The sequence below is a fragment of the Caballeronia sp. SEWSISQ10-4 2 genome, assembly GCF_030464885.1.
Lineage (GTDB): Bacteria > Pseudomonadota > Gammaproteobacteria > Burkholderiales > Burkholderiaceae > Caballeronia.
This window is the reverse complement of sequence record NZ_JALPRJ010000028.1, coordinates 80,731-101,825: the sequence shown is the minus strand read 5'-3', so window position 1 is coordinate 101,825 and position 21,095 is coordinate 80,731. Positions and strand designations below refer to the sequence as shown.

Sequence of the window (21,095 nt, the reverse complement as noted above, 5' to 3'; positions counted from 1 at the left end):
CCAATCAGATGAAATCCTGAACGGCGCCGTCGACAATGACGTGACACGCCCCCCGCGAACAACGCTCGATGCGAGCGTTAATCTGGTACACGTCACGCAGCATCGCGACCGTGATGACGTCTTCGCAAGGCCCGCTGCCGTGCGCCGTACCGTCGGCGATCACCAGCACCTGGTCGGCGAAGCGCAGTGCCTGGTTGAGATCGTGCAGCGCGATAAAGACGATCACCCCGCGCTGCCTCGCGAGCGCGCGCATGAAGCCGAGCACCTGCGCCTGCCGGCGCATGTCGAGGGCGCTCGTCGGCTCGTCCATGAGCATGATCTCGGGATCGCGTGCGAGCGTCTGTGCGATCGAGACGAGTTGCCGCTGTCCGCCGCTCAACTCGTCCAGGTAGCGAAACGCCAGCTCCCCGATACCTAGCGAGGCCATGATCCCGTCAATCAGCGCGAGATCGGCCTCGTGCACCGCCCAGGTCGGTTGCTGCTGCTTGCAAGCCAGCAGGACGGATTCATAGACGGTCAGCCGGGCGCTGGCGGCGCTGTCCTGCGGCATGTAGCAGATGCCATCCAATCCTTTGCGCGAGTCTTCCAGCCGCACGTCGCCGGGCCCGGCGACCAGCCCCGCCATGCGTTTGAACAGCGTCGACTTGCCTGCCGCATTAGGGCCGATCACGGCGACCACCTGGCCGCCGAAAAACGCAGGTGTACTGATCTCAGAGAGAATCCGGCGCCCGCCGTAAGCGGCCCCCACACCGTCCAGCCGTAGCTTCACCATGCGTTCCTCTTGCTGCGCAGAATCAGGGAAATGAAGAACGGAACGCCGACGAGGGACGTCACGACCCCAATGGGAAAAATGGCACCCGGAATCAAGGTCTTGCTCACCACTGAACTCACCGACAGCATCAGTGCGCCTGTCAGCAACGAGGCCGGCAGGAAAAAACGCTGATCTTCGCCAACCAGCATGCGCGCGATATGCGGCCCCACCAGACCGACAAAACCGATGACGCCGACGAACGCGACCGGAAACGCAGCGAGCAGGCTGACCATGATCAGTGTCTGGAAGCGCAAACGCCGCACGTCGATGCCAAAGCTTGCTGCCTTGTCGTCGCCCAGACGCAATGCCGTCAACGCCCAGACGCGCCGCGCGAAGACGGGCAGCATGACCAGGATCGCGAGGAAGATCACACCGACCTTGGGCCATGTCGCCTTGGTGAGACTGCCCATTGTCCAGAACACCACGGCTGCAACGGCCTGCTCGGTCGCGAAATACTGGACCAGCGCGAGCAGCGCATTGAACGTGAACACGAGGGCGATGCCGAGCAATACGATGGTCTCGGCCGTTACGCCGCGCCGCATGCTGAGCACGTGGATCAGGATCGCCGACAATACCGCCATCACGAAGGCATTCAGCGGCACCATATAGTCGACGGCGACCGGAAACAGCCTGAGGCCGAACGCCAGCCCCAAGGCCGCGCCGAAACTCGCCGCGGCGGAAATACCCAGCGTGAACGGGCTCGCGAGCGGATTGTTAAGGATCGTCTGCATCTGCGCTCCAGCCAACGACAGCGCCGCGCCCACGGCCACCGCCATCAAGGCTACCGGCATGCGGATGTCCCACAGCACCACCCGCACTTGCGACGAAACGGTATCCGGCCAGAGCACGGCTCGCACCACCTCTCCCAGGCTGTAGTTCGCCGGGCCGAGCGCCAGATCGAGCAGCACGCTCAACAGCAGCAGCATCGCGAAAACGCCGAGCAGCACGCGCTTGCGCCGCACAAGCCCGCGATAAGCACTGCGCTGGGTGGTTTCGGCCAAGGACACGGCGCTCATTGGCTCACCTCCCGGGCGGGCAGACTCACGAAATAGCCCGGCGAATAGTCGATGGGCAGGAAACGTTGATGCAGCTCACGGAACGTGGCGTCCGGATCGAGATCGGCAAAGAGCGCCGGGTGAAACCACTTCGCCAGTTGCTGGATGGCGACGAAGTCGTACGGACTGTTATAGAACTGATGCCAGATGGCATGAAACGCGCGGTTCCGGTTTGCCTCGATACCTGCATATGCCGGCCGCCTGGTATAAGCCTCGAGCTTGCGTGCGGCTTCCGTCAGATCCGCGCCCGGCCCTACCCCGACCCAGCGCCCGTGCGGCACGAAAGCTTCCCAGTTGGCGCTCGTCACGACCACCTGGTCTGGGTCGGCGGCGACCACCTGTTCGGGATTGAGTTGGCCGAAGGTCCCTCGAATGACACCCTTCGCAATATTGTTTCCGCCCGCCATCTCGACGAACTTGCCGAAGTTTTCGTTTCCGAAGCTCAGGCAGCAGTCCTCCGTGTATCCGCCAATGCGCTCAATGAACACCTTCGGGCGCGCCGGCCGGCGCGCATCGATGACGCCGGTGACGCGCCGGATCTGCGCGGCACGGAAGGCGATAAACGCCTCCGCCCGCGCTTGCCTGCCGAACAGCTTGCCGACGAGGCGCATGGTCGGCTCCGTGTTCTCCACGGGATGGTGGCGGAAATCGACGTACACGACGGGTATGCCAAGCGCGCTGAGCTTCTCGACGTAGCCCGCGTCCTCGGTGGCCCGTTGTGCTTCGATATTCATCAGGATTACATCGGGCTTGAGTGCAATGGCCTGCTCGATATCGAACGTGCCGTCTTCGAAGCCGCCGAACGTGGGGATACCGGCGATCCCGGGAACCTTGCGCAAGTAAGCGGAATACGTGTCCGGATCCGACTGGATCAGATCCTTCCGCCAGCCGACCACACGCTGAATCGGATTTTCAGTGTCGAGCGCCGCAACCAGATAAAGCTGGCGCCCTTCCCCCAGGATCACGCGGCGCACCGGCACGTGCACCTGGACCTTGCGTCCAAGCAAATCGGTCACCGTGGTCAAGGCGGACGGGCTCTCACTGGCCGCTGTCGGCGTCACCCCTGTCCCTTTCAGGACCACAAGCACCACGGCGAGAACGGCGATCCCGGCGATCCCGGCGAGCGCAATGAGCACGATGCTCCAGCGACGTTGTATTGTCATAATAAGTAATACTTATAATAGTTGTGAGTGATCATTCGGCGGCTTCCTGCTGACCGGGTGAAATCGGCGAACCTGCGAGCACGCTGCGCTCCCGCCTGAGGGTCACGATGACGACCATCGCCAGCGCGTAGGAAACCGCCACAAAGAAATACGTGTATTGCAGTCCGACGCCGTCGCTCAGCCAGCCGCCAAGTGCAATGCCCACGACCGACGAGAACTGCGTCATGCTCTGCGCGATGCCGAGGATGCGCCCCTGGTAGCGACCGCTCGCCGCCCTCGAAATCAACGACATCAGCACCGGTGTCGTGGCGCCGAGCAGGACGCCCCACAAGAAATGAATCGCGATGAACACGCCTGCGTTGCGCGTGAGCCCGGCAGCCAGCGTCAGGCCGGCGCAGGCCAGCGCGATGAAGGTCATCCTGCGCAACGCCTCCGGCCGCGTCTTGTCCTCGAAATAGCGGGCCCAAAGCGAGGCGGACACCGCAAAGCCCAACGACAGCATTCCGTAGCACAGGCCCACCACCCAGTTGCCCACGTCGAACATCGAACTCACATAGAGCGAGAACGGCGTCTGAGCGATCATACGGCTCACAAGCAGGATGCCGACGATGCCGAGCAGCCCGGGAATCGGCGAAGAACGCCACATGGATAGCGAGCCGGACCGCGCCACGGCGCCAGGACCCGGATCGGCTGCCGGCACGGGACTCGACACCGGAACGTTGGGCAGGATCGACCACACGGCCGCGGCGCAGCACACGCACAGCACGGCCGCGACGGTATTGATCCAGAAGAATGTCGCATGGTCGAGAATCAGGCCGCCCGCGACTGCGCCAGCCAATGACCCCAGATTGGTCGAGACCTGCAGATACGCGAACAGGCGCGCCCGGCGCAACGGGGATTCGATGCTAACGCCATAGGTTTGTGCCGGTGCGATGTAGCCCGCGCACGCGCCTTGCGCAAAACGCAGCGCGAGGATCGTCCAGACGTCGCCCGCGAAGGCTAGCGCCAGTTGCGTCAAAGACAACCCGAGCAAGGCCCGGATCATCATCAGCTTGTGTCCGGTGCGATCGCCGACACGGCCCCAGAACGCGCTCGTCAACATGATGCCGAGCATCGGCCCCACGTAGACCGCGACGCCGGCAAAGCCGAACTCCAGGCTGGACGTGCTGAGCGCTTTCAGATGAATGGGCCAGAACGGGCCGCTCATTTCCATGGCGCCCATGGAAATGAGCTGAATCACGAACAACACGTGAATCAGGCGCGCCGCCCGGTCTGGCGCGACCATGGCATTCGTCATCGCTCAACCCTCGTTGCGCGCCGGCAGCAGCGGATTGGGCAGATGATGCTGGAGCCGGTAGTCCGAATATCTGAGCAGATGCATTCGCAACACCGAGCGCGTCGGCCAGGGACGTTCGAGAAACGCCTCCCGTTCGGCCTGCCACAACGCGCTGGAAACACGCGGCGCGAGGGTATCGAAGGTACGCTCCGTTTCTTCGCGCAGAATCTCCCACAAGCGGGACCGCGCCAGCCCATATTCCTCCGTCAGCAACAGCGCCACTTCGTGCAGGTGACACACAAAGCATGCGTCGAGCACGAAGGATCGGACCGGCTCGATGTCGTCGTCAAAGACGGTCGGGAGAATTCCTGGATGCACGTAGGGCTTGAGTTCATAGCCGCGTTCAGCAAGCAGCGGCGCATAGGTGCGGCCGTCTCCGAAATCGCGAATCAACACGCGTGCGGGCGTTCCGTCCGCGGCGAACAGCACCGACGTATTCTGCTGATGCGCTTCGAGCGCGATGCCGTACAACAGATAAATGCTGATCACCGGATACGTGACGACTCGCGCGTACTGCCGGAACCAGGCTTCCACCGCCACCGCGCCGGCAGGTGCACCGTCGCACCCGATCAGCTCCGTCATGAGCGACCGGCCGCTCGCCGGCGAGCGGGTAAGCAATGCCGCCACGGTGATCGGGAACAGGCCGTCCGTGCGCTCGAAGGCGTCCTTGCTCGCGCGATACGCAACCGACAAATGGCGTCCTGGCCGGTCCTCCTGCCGCACTGCGTGCTTATAGTGAAACGCAACCTCTTCCGGGAAAATTTCGAGCGTCTGGTCGAAGCCGTTTTCGTCGGCCAGGATGCGTTTGATCACGGTGCTGACGCGCGGCCCCATGTGGATCGACTTCGCCTGGAGGCTGCGCTGCTCGCTGGTTAGCCACAGCGCCACCGGCAGCTTGATGAACGGCACCGGTCCCGGCAGCCGCGGCATCATGGTGCGGAACGACATGGTCGGCCATGTCTCTACATCCGGTCCGTCGAGGATCAGCACGCCCTCTTCGATCTCCGCCGCGTATTCCTTGCGCACGAAATGCTCGAGATGCCACGCATGGATCGGCAACGGCAGCCACGCGCGCTCGTCGAGTTGCCGTGCCATCAGGCCGTCTTTCCAGCGTACCCACAGCTGCGGGAATTGCGCGGCGAACCAGTCGTGGTAACTGTCAACATGCGGCATCCGCTCCACATACGCCATGTCCGCCCGCAGCGAGGCGATACGCACGCCGACCGTCGCGTTGAATTCGGGTGACAGCTCGGCGACTTCGGTTGCGCTCAGGTCCGGCTTGCTCTTCCAGGTGGGATAGAAAGGATGACCTTCGAGCGCGCCCCACTGATCGAGCAGCACCGCCGCATCGCGCACGCTCATGTGCTTGCGCAGGTAATCGACCAGACCAGGGGCACCCGCCGCGTCAATACGCGCGCGCAGATTCGCATCCCACGCCTCGCGGTAAATGCGGGCGAGCGCGTCGTTCCCGATGCTGTTGGCCACATCGGACTTGAGCCCGGCCACGTCTTCGTCGGCTGGCTCAAAATCGAACCCCGGCCGCAGCAAGTCGATCATCTGATCCGGGCTTTCGACAACCATGCGCGTTCCGTCTGATTCGATCAGCGTGATCGCGCCACGGTTGATAAAGGTGTCGGCCGGCGCCGCCTCGAGGTCGGCGAAGAACAGCAGCGCATGCCTGCTCCACAGTGGTAACCAGGCGCCGCGGCCTTCGGGCGCGTAGGCAAGCGCGTCCTTACTGATGATCTTCTCGGCGAACAGGCAGCGGACGATGCGCCGCAAGGCATTGCGCCGTGCCGACGCGAAGGCGCCGTGCTGCCGGTCTGCATAGAATGCGTTTTCAGGTTGCAATAGCGAAAGAGTGGTCTTCATAGAGCTCCGGCTTCAGGCTGGCCAGGTTTCGGGAAAGTAGTCGAGCGCGGAACTGCGCAGGCCGTTCATATAGGACACGTTCCAGTGAAAGATTGCTTCGATGTGAGGCAGACGCATGTCCAGGCGCTTCGCCATCTCGACCAGCAACGCCAGGCCGTAAGCCACATCCTCGTGAAAGGCGCGACTCTCTTTATCGATGACGTACCCCGTGGAGTCTCCGGCCGGGACCAGCGGGGCCGCGATTGCGTCGTAGGCCTGATTAGTGCGCAACACCGACAGCATGGTCTCGTGGTCGCGGATCTGGTCCTCGTAGGCCTCGATGATCTCCTGCTTCAGCGGCTTGATCGACGACAGGTTTACGCCCAGCCGCCGCTCGATGGCTTTGCACAGCATCTGGCTCTCCTCGTCGCTGCGCTCGAGGAAATACGCACCGAGTTCGGGGCAATCGGTCCACCAGCAAAGCGGCGCCGGAAACACCTTGTTGTGCCATTGCCCGTAGGGTCCAATCAGCCCATAGATCACTGAACTGTGCATGATCGGGTTACCAGGTGTCAGCGTGATTTCCAGGTAGTCATCCAGCAATTCGACGGGCGCCGCGTAGAGCCTTTGCAGGTGCGCCAGCAAAGCGGCACGCGACGCGTCGTGTTCGCGTGCGTGCGTCCCGACGTACAGCGTGCTCTTCGCGCCACCCATCCTGACCGACACGCCTGGCCGCAAATCGAAGGCGGTATGAGCCACGTCTTTCATGCCCCAGATGACCGCGTTGGGCCGGGCCGCCAGGCTGTGTTCAGCGAGCCAGTCGAAACCGCAGAAACCCGGGATCGCGCCGACGTAGATGGGCTTGTTCGACGGCAAATGCGTCGCAATGGCGCGCAGCAACGCCGGCCTGACGTGCGCCGGCACAGTGATGATGACGACATCCGCGTTGGCGAGGATCGCAGCTGGCTCGCTCGCGACGGCGTCGAGCCGCGCAGCGCACGCCGTGCCGTCCGGCATCAGTGCGGTGATGCCGGTCGCGCTGCGGCGATGGTTGTCCACCACCTCACTCCGGCTCGTGAGTAACGAAACGCACACGCCGGGAATCTGTTTGAACAGGACTGCCGCGAGATGGCCGGTCCGGCCGCCTCCGCAAACGACCACATTGAGCGGCGGCGAGGCGCTCTGGTTGGCCGCCGTCATACCGCGTGCAAGCGCGGAACTTCGCGCGGCGCCTCTACGGCGCTTTCGCTGCCGAACCACCCGTCGAGCTGATCCCACACTTGCGGGTCGAGCAGATTGCGCTCCTTGAGCCAGCTCTCGCTAAAGACCGTATGCAGATATTTCTCGCCGCCGTCAGCCACTGCCGCCACGACATTGCCGCCGATCAGGCCGCTATGGATAAACTCCAGCGCCTTGTAGATGACACCGCCGGTCGATCCGCCGACCAGCAACCCCGTGCGCTTGGCCATGTAACGAGCCGTCTCGAACGCCTGCGCGTCCGAAACCTGCACGCCCATGTCGATGCAGCTGTAGTCGAGCACGAGGCCGACCGTGTCACCCGCAGGCGTTCCCGTGCCGGATTGATAGTAGGCATGTCCCGGCTGGCCGAACACGATAGAACCGTCGGGTTCGACGGCAATCGTCTTCGTTCGGGGATCGTGCACTTTCAGCCCGCGAGCGATGCCGGTCATCGAACCGCCTGTGCCGACGCAACCGACATACGCATCCACGCCGCCGACCTCGCCAATCACTTCCCGGACGAAATCGGAATACCCGCCCGAGTTGGCCGCGTTGTCCGATTGATTCATGAACACCGCACCGGGAATCTGGCTGGCGAGTTCGGCGGCCATGCGCTGCCGTTCGACGACCGCGACCTCGTCCTCCCGGTAGTCACCCTCGACAAAACGGATTTCCGCGCCAAGCGCGCGCATGATCGCGATCTTGTCCGGCGCGGCATGATGATCGACTACGGCGATAAAGCGCAGTCCGAACTCCACCGCCGCGATCGCGAGGCCGATGCCCGTATTGCCGGAAGACGACTCCACCACCACGCCGCCTGGACTGAGCCGCCCCGATTTGAGCGCAGCAACGATCATGTTGCGAGCCATGCGGTCCTTGATGCTTCCCCCCGGGTTGTTCTTCTCGATCTTGAGCAACAACCTGGCATTCTTTGCTGGAATGGAAATGCTGAGAATCGGCGTATTACCAATGAGGTCGGTTACTTTATTCAAAATCATTCCGGTACTCCATTCGATCGTCAGGTGAGACTTCCATGCCGCCTGTGGCGTCGTAGGTCACAGAAATCCGGCGTGGCACGGGATGGCGGTGAAATTCGTTTTCGAGCATGTCCATCTGGTAGCCCGCTGTGTTCGCGTACACCAGCAGGTCGCCGGCTTTCGGCCTCCTTCGAAACTGGATCAGGCGGTTGGTGATGACGTCTTCGTCAAGACAACTGTGTCCGGCAATGTAGGCGCGCACCGGCGGCTCTCCTTGCTCGCTGCCGACGTGTGCCGACACGAGAATCGGGTCCACCAGGAACTCGGACGCGAACCACGTTTCGCACGCGCTGAAGCTGCTGCCTTCCACGAAGATCACAACGCTGTCCGCAGCCAGCGACTTGACGCGCGTGATCCGGAAAACAGAGACGGCGGTCTGATCGGCGAGGCTGCGCCCGGGCTCGATCGCCAGGGTAAGCCGCATCTCGTTGAGATACCCCGCAATAGACACGCCATCGACACAAGGCGATGCGAGAAACCGGTCCAGCCACTGACACGCGCCGATCGGGCCGCCGTACGGATAGAACGACTCGGGCACCTTGCCATGGCGGTAGTCGCCGCTGCACTGCGCACCCAGAAACGCTTCGTACACCTCGTCATCCACGTACTGGACCGGCAGGCCGCCGCCGATGTCGAGGATTGTCGGATCAAGGCCCATATCGCGCGCTGCAGCGAGGAGGCCGGTGAGCTCGCGCACGGCCTGCACGCGTGATTCATGGCCATAGCCGCCGAGATGGAAATGAAAGCCCTCGAACGAGAACCACTCCTTTAGCTGGGTCAGGCGGCGCACACAGGTAAGAAGGTCGTCGGCGCCCATGCCGAAGCGACTCGTTCCGGACGCTGCGGGCCGATAGCGCAACAGCACCCGCGCCGGGCGATCCGGTTCTATCTCCCGGACAATCATTTCGAGGTCGTTGAACTCCTCGACGGAGTCGACCGCAATCAACGCAGCATTGGCAATGAGCGCCGCGTGAAATACCCTGGTCTTGGCTGGCCCGGTGGCGCAAAGCATGGCTGGTTCGATCCCGGCGCGCAGGGCATCGCGCATTTCATAGATGCTGGATACATCCACGCCGACGGCGGCTTCGACCGCCGCACGTACGAGGCCCGGTGACTTGTTGACTTTCGCCCCGTAGAAGATCTCAAACCGCGCGGTGTGCCGGTTCAGCACGGTGCGCAATGCCTCGACGTTTCGACGCAGAATGTGCGGCCACACGATATTGAGCGGCGAACCATACTGCTCAACCAGCTTCAGCAGTGCGCCCGGTGAATCGAAGACAAGGCTTGAGATGGCGGGATCGAGAAGCGGAGGAAGCACATCGGGTGCATAAGCTTTTATGCGACCGTTTGCTGTTGCCTGCAGCAGCACGTTGTCTCGCGTTTGCGTCATGATTAACCGGCCTAGAAATCCACGGAAGTAGACAGGAAGACGGTGCGCGGAGCACCGAGCGAAATCGTCCCGTACGAGGCCACGCCCGACCAGTACTTACGATCGAACACGTTGAGCAGGCCCGCCCGAACCGTGGTGGACTTCCCGTAAAGCGTGGTCTTGTAGCGGGCGCCCAGATCGACCGTCGTCCAGGACGGCACGGACTGGCTGTTCGCCTGATTGATGTATTCCCGGCCGGTGTAGTTGATGCCGCCGGTCAGCGTGACGCTGGGGACCCACGGCAGGTCCCATTCGGTGCCGACATTGGCCATCCACGTCGGAACGCCCACTGGCCGGTTACCCAACGTCGCGGCGCTGTTGGTCTTCGTTAGCGTGGCATCCAGCAGCGTCACCCCTCCCAGGAAGCGGACGCCCTTGAGCGGCTCGCCGGACACGTTCAGTTCTAACCCCTGATTGCGCTGCTCGCTGTCGACCGAATAGACCGTGCCGTACAACTGGCCGCTTGGCTTGGTGATCCTGAAGGCAGCCAGTGTTGCCAGCACGCCGCGCATGTCGAGCTTGACACCGACCTCCTGCTGTTTCGTCTTGTAGGGTGCGAAAACCTGGCCCGCGTTCGTCGCGGCTGCAGGGGCGATGTCGCCTTTGCTTAGCCCTTCGATGTAATTGGCGTAAAGCGACACGTTTTGCCACGGCCTCACGACAAGACCGACCAGCGGCGTGGCTGCACTCTCGTTGTACGACGATGTCCGTGCCCCGGTAGTCGAACTGAAGTTGTCGGACTGGACGTGCTGCTGACGCACACCGACAGTCAGTTGCAATCGCTCGTTCAGCATGCTCAATGTATCGGCCAGCGCCACACCCGAAAGCGTCGATGACGAGACCTTCGGCACGCGTGTCGGTGCGCTCACGTATTGCTGCGTACTCGCGACGGGCGAATAGATATTCGACAGGACCGCCGTACCTGAATTGCTCGCACTCGCGATACGGTCCTGATAGACGTTCGCCTCGAACACCACTGCATGCTTGACTGCGCCAGTATTGAACTGGGCGCGTACGCCCGTGTCCGCGGTCGAGCGATTGATCTGGAATTTCCAGTTCTGCGGCGTGGCCGAGGTATCTCCTGCAGCATTCAGAATTGTCGGTGTCTGATCCGACAACCGCGAGACATCCGACTTTGTGCCGCCGGCGTCGGCGAATACGGTTACGTTGTCGCTGACGTCGTATTCGGCATGCAGCAACGTCGATATGTCGTTGGATTTCCACCAACCCCAGGACTGGGTGACATTGCGGCGCCCATCCGCTGCAGAGGGCACCTGAATGCCCGATGCCACGAGAAACGGGCGCGTCGGGGCGTCGATCCACTGATACTGCTCGATCACATCGAGCGATGCCCGAAACCGCTCGCCCTGGTAATCGAGCGACAGCGCCCCGACCTCGGCACGTGACTTCTGGTTGTCGAGCGGCGTGCTGCCCTGACGGTGCAAGCCATTGAACCGGATCCCGAACTGACGATCACTGCCAAAGCGGCGACTCAGATCGATCGCCTCGCCCACCTGGGAATCTGACGCATAGTCCAGCGTGACACGGGTCAGATCCTTGTTCAGCGGACGCTTGGGCACCACGTTGACGACACCGCCGACACCACTGTTCGGAGACATCCCGTATAACAATGCGGCCGGCCCCTTGAGCACCTCGACGCGCTCCAGATACTCCGTGAACAGGTGGTAATTGGGCGAAACGCCATACACGCCGTCGAACGCGACCTCGCTCAGATTACCTTCGTTGACCGGAAAGCCGCGGATGAAGAACGAGTCGGTCACGCCGCCGATCTGCCCCGTAAATCGCGTGGACGGATCCCGGTTCAACACCTCCGCCAGCGTCACCGCCTGCAGGTCCTCCATCCGTTGCGAGGTGGTGTCGCTGACGCTAAAAGGCGTATCCATCACGCTCTTGTTACCCAGCAGTCCTACTCGTCCGCCACGCGCGATCTGCCCACCGGCGTAGGGTTGCGGAAGGTCGCTGTCAGACTTTGCGTTGACCGTCACCGCTGGTAATTTCTTTGTGCCGTCACTCACTTCCTGGGTAGTCTCTGTTGCCGCCTGAGCATGGGCAGAAGCACCGAAACCGGTTGTTAGCGCACCTGCAAAGACAAGCCGTATAGACAAAGCCAGTGGTCTGAAAAGTAGGAACGACCGCTCGGGCGGCGAAACGGCGAACCGAAGGGCAATGCGAGAAAAGCGCAATAGCATGATGATTACGTTCGTGTTTTTGTTAAAGAAATCGGTTTCGGTGCCAAGCTTTCACTTTTGTTAACATTAATGCAAATGATAACGATTCGCAATACTATTTTGAAGAAAACCTCTTGTGCATGTATGTGACGAAACTCTTCCAGAGTGAGCACCCGAAGAACCGCTTGAACTCGTGGTGGAACTGAGACGAATCCTCGTAGCCAACGCGCGCCGCAGTCGCTGCAACAGTCAAGCCGTCGCGAATCCCTAGCCCAATTGCCGCGAGCCCTGTCTCTTGAAGAGATCGATCGTGGCATTCGCGTCAATGCGGTCGGCTCTGGCGACGTGATAACGAACATCACGGACAACATCCCCGCAGACGGTCAAGCGTCTCTCGTCGAACATCGAAAAATATTAACTTTGTACTACCAATTAGATAAGGAAGCTCTCGTGAGCGGCACATCAAGGATCGGGCTCGTCACGGGCGAATCGAAAGACATCGCACAGAGACCCGTCAAGAGACTCCTCGAACGCAACAATTCATGTCGAAATATGTCACGACGCGTTTTCCCTGCTCGCAAACCCCCGCCTGGCGGGCCTCTGCCGCGGTGAAACCGCGTGACATATCTTCGTTGCAGATTAAATCCGCACGTCCTCCTATAGTCCGTTCATCGCCACGCCGCAGTGCTGGAAGTGGCCCGGAACCAACAAGGAGATACCGTGAACACCCGCTCGTTTGTCCTCCCGACCGCCGCCTGCCCTACGTTCGTCACGACCACCGCATCGGTACGCGGCGCCCTGCGCAAGCTCGTGCTCGCAGCAACCGTCGCTGTGCTTGCCCTCGGTAGCGCTTCGGCTTTCGCCTGGTCGCAACACGGCACGGCGTACACATCACGTGGCACGTACAACGGCGCCCGGTATGGCTCGTGCGGCGGCGGCAGCTGTTCGCATGCGGGTGGCGTCGCCGGCCCTTACGGCGGAGTGGCGACCAACACCGGTACGGTAACCCGCAACGAGCCGGGCCAGTTTTCGAACTCGGGCACCGCGACCGGACGCTACGGCAACTCGGTCCAGCACGCCGGCGACACCAACTGCGCAGGCGGCACGTGCTCGCACACCGGCACCCTCACCGGACCCGACGGCAAAACGGCCTCCACATCGAGCGACGTGACTAAAACCGCGCCGGGCCAGTATTCATCGTCCGGGTCGATCACGGGCTCGAACGGCAACACGGTCGACCACTCGGCATCGACGAATTGTGCGGGTGCTTCGTGCTCCCGTTCGGGAACGGTGACCGGCTCGGACGGCGGGACCGTCTATCACTCCGGCACGGCGACGCGCGTCGCACCAGGTGTCGTCACGACTTCGACCAACGCCACGGGCACGCACGGCAACACCGTGGTGACGAGCGGGACGGTCACAACCACGGGCGTTGTAACGACGGGCAGCACAACGGTCGTCGTCGCGCCGAAGCCGGTGGTCGTTGCTCCGCCAATCGTGTATGTGCCGCCGCCCCCGGTTGTCTACGCGCCGCCCCCGCCCCCGGCCGTGTACGTCGCACCGCGCGTGGTCTACGTGGCGCCTGCGCCGCGCCCTGTGGTGTGGGTACAGGGCCACTGGTTCGGGAACATCTGGATACCGGCGCACTGGTCCTGAGCTATGACCTGTGACCTGTGAACGGCGGGTCATGAACTGGCGGCATGGTTACGCAAATCGGTCAGCATCCGGCGGGCGGGCAAGGCGGCGGGATGCTCGTGCGTCCAGGTTTAAAATTGCGGCGCACACTGTCATGCAAAGCCGGTGCGTTGGCAATGCTGATCGTCGCGACGGGGTTAGTGACGAGATTGGCAGTTGGCTTCGGCGGCCGCATGGCGAACGTCCCAACGCCGGCCGTGTATCGCGCGATCGAACCCTCGCTGCACTGTGAATAAAAACACCATGTCATCACGCGATCCAGCTCATTTCCTGCCCTCCTTCGTCTGGCATGCTGCCGCCGACGGCCGCATTGAATACGTTAATCCCTGGACGTGCAGCTATCTCGGCAAGACGGCGGAAGATTTGCACGGCATGCATTGGAAGGCTTTCGTGCATCCGGACGACATCGCGCGGGTGATCGACTCCTGGCGACCGATGCTGAAAGGCGCCTCGCTTCGGGACGTCGACGTGAGACTTCGCCGCACCGACAGCCTCTATCGCTGGCACACGCTGCATCTGCAAGCCATTCGCGACGAAGGCGGCCATATTGTTCAGGCGATTGGCGTCGCCATCGATATTCACCAATGCAAGCACGCCTGGGAGATGTACGAAGCCAGCGAGCGGCGTTTGCAAGCAGCCTTCGAGGGAGCCCGGCTGGGCGCATGGGAATGGAACACCGAGACCGGCGCGGTCCGGATAACATCGCAGCTCGCTCAGATTTACGATTTTCCTGCGGGCACTGAAGACGCGACACCTGACGAACTATGGCGACGGATACCTCCCGACTACCAGCCGAGATTCCAGGCTGAACTTGCGAAGTCCCTCAACGACCGGCGCCCCTTCCAGATCGACTATCCGATCATCGCGACAAACGGTTCAAGGCGGTGGTTGCGCATGCGAGGCGAGACCGAATTCACAGACGACAGCGAGTTGAGGCGCGTGCATGGCGTTACCTTCGACATCAGCGCGCAACGTGAAAGCGACGAGCGCCTCAGCATGAGCGAGCGGCGTTATCGCGCGCTCGTGGAGGCGACGACCGCGCTGGTGTGGTCAGCCGATGCGAACGGCGACATCCTCTTGTCAGAAAGCCAGTGGCAACGCTTCACGGGCCGCCCGCCGGAGAGTCACGCGGGCTCGGGCTGGCTCGAAGCGGTGCATCCCGACGATCGGGAGGAAGCGCGGCGTCAGTGGAACCGGTCGGTCGAGAGGCAGACGCTGCACGATTTTACCTTCCGCATGCGGCGGCACGACGGCGTGTATCGGATGGTCCGCGCCTACGCGGCGCCCCTGTACGACGAAAACCACCGCTTGCAGGAGTGGTTCGGCACCACGACCGATGTGACCGGGCAATACGAAGCGAAAGCCGCTATTGAAGAGCGCAACTTGCGGCTGTCAGTGGCCATGGATGCCGCCAACATGACGATAGTGTCCCTGGACCTGCTGACCTGGTCGCTCTCGTGGGAGGGCTGTCTGGGGTCCACGAATCTCTGCCAGAGCAGGACGCTCTCCTACGAAGCCGCGCTCAACTATGTCCACGCTGAAGACCGAGCTGGACTGGACACTTTCCTTACGCATTTATCGAGCGGGCAGGAGACGGACTTTCAATTCGAATTTCGCCTTCTGCTCGACGGCGGCGAACGCTGGATGCATGGTAGCGCCCTGCTTTACCGCACCCCTCAAGGTATTCCGCTGCGTATCATCGGCAGCCTGATCGACATCACCGATCGCAAGCGGATGGAACTGATGCTGCGCGAAACCGACCGCCGTAAAGACGAGTTTCTCGCGATGCTCGCGCACGAGTTGCGCAATCCACTCGCTCCATTGCGCACCGCAATCGCGTTGATGCAGAAGACAGGGCTCGCCGACCTGAAGGCTCAAGACCTGGTCGGCCTGATGCGCCGTCAGGTTGAACACATGACACGCATCGTCGACGACCTGCTGGAGGTCTCCCGCATCACGCAAGGGCACATCACCCTCAAACAGGAGCCCATTTTTGTGGGAAGCGCGGTCTACGGCGCGGTCGAGGCGGTCGCCGATATGGTGGAAAGCCGTCAGCAACGCCTCGAAGTCAGCGTGCCCACCGGAATGACGTGGGTCTATGGGGACCCTACGCGGCTCTCGCAGATTCTCGTGAACATCCTCAACAATGCGAGCAAGTACACGCCGGAAGGCGGCCGCATTGCCGCAGGCGTCCGGGCGGACGAGGATCAGGTCACCATCACGATCGAGGACACCGGCACGGGCATTTCAGCGGACTTGCTGCCGAACGTATTCGAATTGTTCTCGCAGGGAGAACGTACGCTGGACCGCTCCAATGGCGGCCTCGGCATCGGCTTGTCACTCGTGAAAAAGCTCGTCGAGATGCATGACGGAAAAATATCGGTCCAAAGCCCGGGACCCGGAATGGGCACGACAGTGACGGTGCGCTTGCCTCGCCTGCATCAGCACGAGCGTCATCCGGCACATCCGCCACTGACGACTCCAGCGATCGCGTCTTCGACCGGGCATGCCGGCCTACGTATTCTCATTGTCGACGACAATCGCGACGCAGCGGATTCGCTCGCTTTGCTGTGCGAGAGCGAGGGGCACATGACCCAGGTCGCCTATACGTCATATGAAGCAATTTCGCTCGCGCAGAACTTCCTTCCTGATGTCGCGCTGCTCGACATTGGCCTGCCAGATCTAGATGGCTACGAGCTCGCGACACGCCTGCGCCACAAGGGCGCAAAAGTCCCGGTGCTCATTGCCATCACAGGCTATGGCCAGGCTGAGGACCGCTTGCGCGCTCAGGTCGCGGGCTTCGATTATCACTTTGTCAAACCGGTCAATCTGGAAGACCTGCTTAACTTGCTTTCAACGCTAAGGTAGCCAGATTGATGCAGGCGGATTAATGCTGCCGCCTTCGCACAGTTCCCGTGGTCAGGCGTCCCCATGCGCTCCGATCCACTCGCGAAACAGGTTCACCTTTTGCTGGTGCGCGAGGCAATTCGGGTAGACGAAGTAATAGCGGGCGCCGGTCGTCAGTACGATGTCGAACGGCATCGCGAGGCGCTTTGACGCGACATCTTCGCTCACAAGCGAGCAGTCGCTGATCGCGACGCCGAAACCTTGCTCCGCCGCGTTCGTCGCAAGATCGAGCGATTCAAAACTCTGTCCAAGATCGGCATCGATCTCGGGCGCATTGGCATGGGCGAGCCACATCTTCCAGTCGCGATGGTCGCGCGTGGGATGCAGGAGCGTATGCCGGGCAAGATCGGCGACGCTATCGAGCGACTTTTCCTCCAGCAGCGAAGGTGCACACACAGGCGTCAGTTGTTCGTCGAAAAGCTCGATCGAATGAACGTCCACGCCCGGGGAAGAGCCATAGATGATTGCCGCGTCGAACGGCTCGACCTGGAAATCGACGTCGTGCTGCCAGCTGGTCGTGAGTTGCAGCTGGATCTCAGGGTACTCGGCCTGAAAGCGCATGATCTTCGGCAGGATCCAGCGCATCAGGCAAGTGGGTACCTTCAGCGCGAGGTCGGTGCGCTGCCGGGTCAGGCGCAGCGAAATCTCTTCGATCCGCGAGAAGCTCTCTTTCACGGTCGGCAGTAGCTGCTCGCCTTCGTTCGTCAGCGCAAGCCCCTTCGAGTGCCGCGTGAACAGCGGAAAACCGTAGTACTCCTCGAGCGTCAGGATCTGGCGGCTCACGGCTCCCTGCGTCAAACAGAGGTGATCGGCGGCACGCGTGAAACTGCGGTGGCGCGCGACTGTTTCGAAGATTTGCAGCGCATTCAGCGGTGGCAGGCGGCGCATTTTCGTCTCCTTCCTGCATTTCTAAAAATCATGACGGCCGGGTGTGCTTCGGGCCAGAGGGTTTGATACGGACACAGATCCAAGGCCTTATATATACACCGAATCAAGGTCCCAGCTTCTCCTGAAAGCATTGCTTCCCCTTGTAAGCCCATGAGTAAGCCCATGAGCCGGGAACATGGCGAGCATGCAAATTCATCGATTGCCGTTCACGTGCCATGCGCCAAGAATGCACGAACACGCAAACACCGGAGAAAAGCATGCGCCGGCAACGGACCCATACGCAGGAGTCTCATGAATTCGCCTGAAAATACCTCGCGCTTCTGCCACACAAGGAGCCATGCGAGCGGACACCGCCCGCTCAGGACGGTCGATACACGGACCTGTGGCGAAGCGCTCGTGAGACTGCTCGAACACTACGGCGTCGACGTGGTGTTCGGCATTCCCGGCGTCCATACCGTCGAGCTGTATCGTGGATTGGCAACGTCGACGCTGCGCCACGTCACTCCTCGCCACGAGCAGGGCGCGGGCTTCATGGCGGACGGTTATGCGCGCGTTACGGGAAAACCCGGTGTGTGCTTCATCATCACCGGGCCGGGTATGACGAATATCGCGACCGCGATGGCTCAGGCTTACGCAGATTCGATCCCGATGCTCGTGATTTCCAGCGTCAACACCACGCGTCAGCTCGGCGGAGGAACTGGCCGCCTGCACGAACTGCCGTCGCAGCGCAACGTATTCGCCGGGCTCACCGCGTTCTCCCACACGCTGCTCGACGCGGACGAACTCCCGCAAGTCCTGGCCCGCGCGTTCGCGGTGTTCGCGACCGCGCGGCCGCGGCCGGTTCACATCGAGATTCCCCTCGACGTGATCGTCGCGCCGGCACGCGACACCACATCCAGTGCGGTCGTGTTGCCCGCGAAGCCCGCCGGTGCACCTGCCGCCCTCGATGAAGCCGCCGCCTTGCTCGCCGCCGCGCGCCGCCCGCTGATCCTGGCCGGCGGCGGGGCTATCGAGGCTGCTGCGGAATTGCGCGCGCTGGCCGAACGCCTGCAGGGGCCGGTGGCACTGACGATCAACGCGAAGGGCCTGTTGCCGCGCGGCCATGCGCTGTCGATCGGCTCGACCCAGTCGCTCGCCGTGACGCGCACGCTGGTGCGTGAGGCCGATGTGGTGCTTGCGGTCGGCACCGAACTAGGCGAGACCGACTATGACGTGGTGTTCGACGACGGGTTCGTGATCGACGGCATCCTAATCAGGATCGACATCGATGCCCAGCAGGTCATGCGTAATTTCCGGCCGGATGTGGCGATTGCAGCCGACGCAAAGCTCGTGCTCGCCGCGCTGGACCACCGGCTCGCCACGCGCCCGTTGCCGCCGCGCGATGCCGGTTGGGGCGCACCGCGCGTAGGCGCCGCGCGTGCTGCCCTCAACGCCGGTTACGACGCACCGATTCGTTCGCAGGCAGCGCTCTTCGACACCGTCTTGAACGCCCTGCCCGACGCGATCATCGTGGGCGATTCAACCCGGCCCGTGTACGCGGGTAACTTCGTCTTCGAGGCGGCCGCGCCGCGGTCGTGGTTCAACTCCTCGACGGGCTACGGCACGTTGGGCTACGGGTTGCCGGCCGCGATCGGCGCGCGGCTTGCATCGGGCGATCGGCCCGTGATCTGCCTGATCGGCGACGGCGGGTTGCAGTTCACGCTGCCCGAACTGGCGAGCGCTGTTGAAGCCGCCGTGCCGGTGATCGTGCTGCTGTGGAACAACCGGGGTTATGCCGAAATCAGAAAATACATGGTTGAGCGCGATATCGAGCCGATCGGCGTCGACATATACACGCCCGACTTCCTCGCGCTGGCGCTCGGTTTTGGTTGCTGCGCCGCGTCTGCCCATACGCCTGCCGTACTGGCAAACGAACTGGAGCAGGCCGCGAGGCGCCGCGTCCCCACGTTGATCGAAATCGACGAACAGAAGTGGTTCGACCACGTCCCGGGAGTCCCGGCATGAACGCACCGAACGACACGCGATTCCTGACGCAGCTTTATATCGATGGCCGCTGGGTCGACGGCGCACTGGGCCGCACGATTGCCGTGGTTAACCCTGCGACCGGGACCCACTTGGCCGACGTGGCCGCGGGTACCGCGCACGACGTCGAACTGGCGGTGACCGGCGCGGCCCGCGCGTTCCGTACCTGGCAGCAAACGACCGGCACCGAGCGTGCAGGCTACCTGCGCGCTATCGCGGCGGAAGTCGAGGGGCGGCGCGAACGTCTCGCCATGCTGCAATCGCTGAACAACGGCAAGCCGCAAGCAGAAGCGCACATGGATGTTGACGATGTGATCGTGACATTCCGCTATTACGCCCAACTGGCCGAGCGACTGGACGACACCAGCAGCGCGGAAGTCAGCATCTCCAGCACGGAGCACCGTGCGCGGATTCTTCGCGAACCCTGCGGCGTGGCCGCGCTGATCGTGCCGTGGAACTTCCCGATGGTGACCACGGCATGGAAGCTCGCCCCGGCGCTCGCGGCCGGTTGCACGGTCGTGCTCAAACCCTCCGAGATCACGCCGCTGCCCGAACTCGAACTGGCCTCGGCGATCGCATCGGTCGGCTTGCCGGCGGGTGTTTTCAACGCGGTGACGGGCACCGGTGCGGACGTGGGTGCACCGCTCGTCGCGCACCCTGGAGTCGCGAAAGTATCGTTTACCGGTAGCACGGGCGTCGGCCAGACGGTGATGAAGACCGCCACCGACTCGCTCAAGGGCGTGAGTCTCGAACTCGGCGGCAAGTCGTCGATCATCGTGTTCGACGATGCGGACCTCGACCTTGCTGTCGACCTCGTCGAAGCAGGCGGCTTCTTCAACAGCGGCCAGATGTGCTCGGCCACGAGCCGGGTGCTGGTCGCTCGCGAGCTCGCGCTCGCCTTGCTGGCGAGGCTTGTCGAGCGCGCGGAGCGGATCGTCGTTGGCGACCCGTTCGCGCCTGACGTGCAGATGGGGCCGCTCGTGAGCCGTGCCCAATTCGACCGAGTGCGTGGCCATATCGAACAAGGTATTGCCGACGGCGCGCGGCTCGTCACGGGTGGCGACCGGCCAGTTGGAGCGCCGGAACAAGGGTTTTTCATCGCGCCGACGATTTTCACCGACGTGCCGCCGACAAGCGCTTTATGGCGTGACGAGATCTTCGGCCCGGTCTTGTGCGTGCGCGCATTCGACACCGAAGAGGAAGCCATCGAGCTCGCCAATGACAGCGAGTACGGGCTGGTGGCGACCATCGTCACCGCCGGCGAAGCTCGCGGCGAGCGGGTCGCTCGTGCCCTTGCGGCCGGCGTGGTGTGGGTCAACACGCCGCAACTGATCTATCCGCAGACCTCGTGGGGCGGCTACAAGCGCAGCAGCATCGGGCGTGAACTGGGTCCGTTCGGGCTTGCCGCCTTCCAGGAAATCAAGCAGGTGCTGACACGCCGTCAGGCCAACTAGCCCGTCTACTTAAAAGGAT

The 21,095-nt window shown here is 62.5% G+C and carries 15 protein-coding genes and 1 pseudogene; 5 read left to right on the top strand and 11 right to left on the bottom strand.

The genetic code is table 11. From position 1 onward, the window contains the following. Positions 1-4 precede the first annotated feature (4 nt). The 10 genes and pseudogenes from M0D69_RS20185 to M0D69_RS20140 all read right to left on the bottom strand — a co-directional run. Complete coding sequence (locus M0D69_RS20185) at positions 5-772, bottom strand: ABC transporter ATP-binding protein (RefSeq protein WP_301783710.1); 768 nt, start codon at positions 770-772, stop codon at positions 5-7. Beyond that, entirely contained in the window at positions 766-1,827 is a 1,062-nt protein-coding gene (locus M0D69_RS20180) for an iron ABC transporter permease (RefSeq protein ID WP_301783709.1), read from the bottom strand. The genes M0D69_RS20185 and M0D69_RS20180 overlap by 7 nt, the downstream gene beginning before the upstream one ends. Further along, positions 1,824-3,029 (bottom strand): ABC transporter substrate-binding protein, encoded by a 1,206-nt coding sequence (locus M0D69_RS20175; RefSeq protein ID WP_301783708.1) that lies wholly within the window; start codon positions 3,027-3,029, stop codon positions 1,824-1,826. The genes M0D69_RS20180 and M0D69_RS20175 overlap by 4 nt, the downstream gene beginning before the upstream one ends. A 31-nt stretch (positions 3,030-3,060) precedes the next feature. Then, positions 3,061-4,326, bottom strand: a complete 1,266-nt coding sequence (locus tag M0D69_RS20170) for an MFS transporter (protein WP_301783707.1) — start codon at positions 4,324-4,326, stop codon at positions 3,061-3,063. Positions 4,327-4,329: 3 nt separating this feature from the next. Beyond that, complete coding sequence (locus M0D69_RS20165; RefSeq protein ID WP_301783706.1) at positions 4,330-6,237, bottom strand: IucA/IucC family siderophore biosynthesis protein; 1,908 nt, start codon at positions 6,235-6,237, stop codon at positions 4,330-4,332. Between the two features lie 12 nt (positions 6,238-6,249). Next, positions 6,250-7,416: an NAD/NADP octopine/nopaline dehydrogenase family protein gene (locus tag M0D69_RS20160; protein WP_301783705.1), complete on the bottom strand. Its 1,167-nt coding sequence runs from the start codon at positions 7,414-7,416 to the stop codon at positions 6,250-6,252. Then, on the bottom strand, positions 7,413-8,453 hold the full coding sequence (locus M0D69_RS20155; protein ID WP_301783703.1) for a PLP-dependent cysteine synthase family protein: 1,041 nt from the start codon (positions 8,451-8,453) through the stop codon (positions 7,413-7,415). The genes M0D69_RS20160 and M0D69_RS20155 overlap by 4 nt, the downstream gene beginning before the upstream one ends. After that, the gene (locus tag M0D69_RS20150; protein ID WP_301783702.1) at positions 8,440-9,882 is read right to left on the bottom strand and encodes a Y4yA family PLP-dependent enzyme; all 1,443 of its coding nucleotides are present in this window, start codon (positions 9,880-9,882) and stop codon (positions 8,440-8,442) included. The genes M0D69_RS20155 and M0D69_RS20150 overlap by 14 nt, the downstream gene beginning before the upstream one ends. A gap of 11 nt (positions 9,883-9,893) precedes the next feature. Further along, the gene (locus tag M0D69_RS20145; protein WP_301783725.1) at positions 9,894-12,110 is read right to left on the bottom strand and encodes a TonB-dependent siderophore receptor; all 2,217 of its coding nucleotides are present in this window, start codon (positions 12,108-12,110) and stop codon (positions 9,894-9,896) included. A gap of 172 nt (positions 12,111-12,282) precedes the next feature. Then, positions 12,283-12,381 (bottom strand): annotated as a pseudogene (locus M0D69_RS20140) (AraC family transcriptional regulator); the annotation flags it as partial. A 449-nt stretch (positions 12,382-12,830) separates the two neighbouring features. Between M0D69_RS20140 and M0D69_RS20135 the strand changes: the two are divergent. The 3 genes from M0D69_RS20135 to M0D69_RS20125 are packed head-to-tail and all read left to right on the top strand — an operon-like array spanning position 12,831 to position 16,673. Further along, positions 12,831-13,766, top strand: a complete 936-nt coding sequence (locus tag M0D69_RS20135; RefSeq protein WP_301783701.1) for a hypothetical protein — start codon at positions 12,831-12,833, stop codon at positions 13,764-13,766. A gap of 44 nt (positions 13,767-13,810) precedes the next feature. After that, positions 13,811-14,041 (top strand): hypothetical protein, encoded by a 231-nt coding sequence (locus M0D69_RS20130; protein WP_301783700.1) that lies wholly within the window; start codon positions 13,811-13,813, stop codon positions 14,039-14,041. Positions 14,042-14,048: 7 nt separating this feature from the next. After that, entirely contained in the window at positions 14,049-16,673 is a 2,625-nt protein-coding gene (locus M0D69_RS20125) for a PAS domain-containing protein (RefSeq protein WP_301783699.1), read from the top strand. A 51-nt stretch (positions 16,674-16,724) separates the two neighbouring features. Here M0D69_RS20125 and M0D69_RS20120 read toward each other — a convergent pair whose 3' ends face one another. Next, positions 16,725-17,600, bottom strand: a complete 876-nt coding sequence (locus tag M0D69_RS20120; protein WP_301783698.1) for a LysR substrate-binding domain-containing protein — start codon at positions 17,598-17,600, stop codon at positions 16,725-16,727. Positions 17,601-17,891: 291 nt separating this feature from the next. Here M0D69_RS20120 and M0D69_RS20115 point away from each other — a divergent pair, with 291 nt between their 5' ends. Next, positions 17,892-19,604 (top strand): 5-guanidino-2-oxopentanoate decarboxylase, encoded by a 1,713-nt coding sequence (locus M0D69_RS20115; RefSeq protein WP_301783696.1) that lies wholly within the window; start codon positions 17,892-17,894, stop codon positions 19,602-19,604. Further along, complete coding sequence (locus M0D69_RS20110; protein WP_301783695.1) at positions 19,601-21,076, top strand: aldehyde dehydrogenase family protein; 1,476 nt, start codon at positions 19,601-19,603, stop codon at positions 21,074-21,076. The genes M0D69_RS20115 and M0D69_RS20110 overlap by 4 nt, the downstream gene beginning before the upstream one ends. Positions 21,077-21,095 lie beyond the last annotated feature (19 nt).

Excerpts from the sequence above, each read along its gene's own strand:
- M0D69_RS20185 (WP_301783710.1), bottom strand. The coding sequence starts at position 772 with ATGGTGAAGCTACGGCTGGACGGTGTGGGGGCCGCTTACGGCGGGCGC.
- M0D69_RS20180 (WP_301783709.1), bottom strand. The coding sequence starts at position 1,827 with ATGAGCGCCGTGTCCTTGGCCGAAACCACCCAGCGCAGTGCTTATCGC.
- M0D69_RS20175 (WP_301783708.1), bottom strand. The coding sequence starts at position 3,029 with ATGACAATACAACGTCGCTGGAGCATCGTGCTCATTGCGCTCGCCGGG.
- M0D69_RS20170 (WP_301783707.1), bottom strand. The coding sequence starts at position 4,326 with ATGACGAATGCCATGGTCGCGCCAGACCGGGCGGCGCGCCTGATTCAC.
- M0D69_RS20165 (WP_301783706.1), bottom strand. The coding sequence starts at position 6,237 with ATGAAGACCACTCTTTCGCTATTGCAACCTGAAAACGCATTCTATGCA.
- M0D69_RS20160 (WP_301783705.1), bottom strand. The coding sequence starts at position 7,416 with ATGACGGCGGCCAACCAGAGCGCCTCGCCGCCGCTCAATGTGGTCGTT.
- M0D69_RS20155 (WP_301783703.1), bottom strand. The coding sequence starts at position 8,453 with ATGATTTTGAATAAAGTAACCGACCTCATTGGTAATACGCCGATTCTC.
- M0D69_RS20150 (WP_301783702.1), bottom strand. The coding sequence starts at position 9,882 with ATGACGCAAACGCGAGACAACGTGCTGCTGCAGGCAACAGCAAACGGT.
- M0D69_RS20130 (WP_301783700.1), top strand. The coding sequence starts at position 13,811 with ATGGTTACGCAAATCGGTCAGCATCCGGCGGGCGGGCAAGGCGGCGGG.
- M0D69_RS20125 (WP_301783699.1), top strand. The coding sequence starts at position 14,049 with ATGTCATCACGCGATCCAGCTCATTTCCTGCCCTCCTTCGTCTGGCAT.
- M0D69_RS20120 (WP_301783698.1), bottom strand. The coding sequence starts at position 17,600 with ATGCGCCGCCTGCCACCGCTGAATGCGCTGCAAATCTTCGAAACAGTC.
- M0D69_RS20115 (WP_301783696.1), top strand. The coding sequence starts at position 17,892 with ATGAATTCGCCTGAAAATACCTCGCGCTTCTGCCACACAAGGAGCCAT.
- M0D69_RS20110 (WP_301783695.1), top strand. The coding sequence starts at position 19,601 with ATGAACGCACCGAACGACACGCGATTCCTGACGCAGCTTTATATCGAT.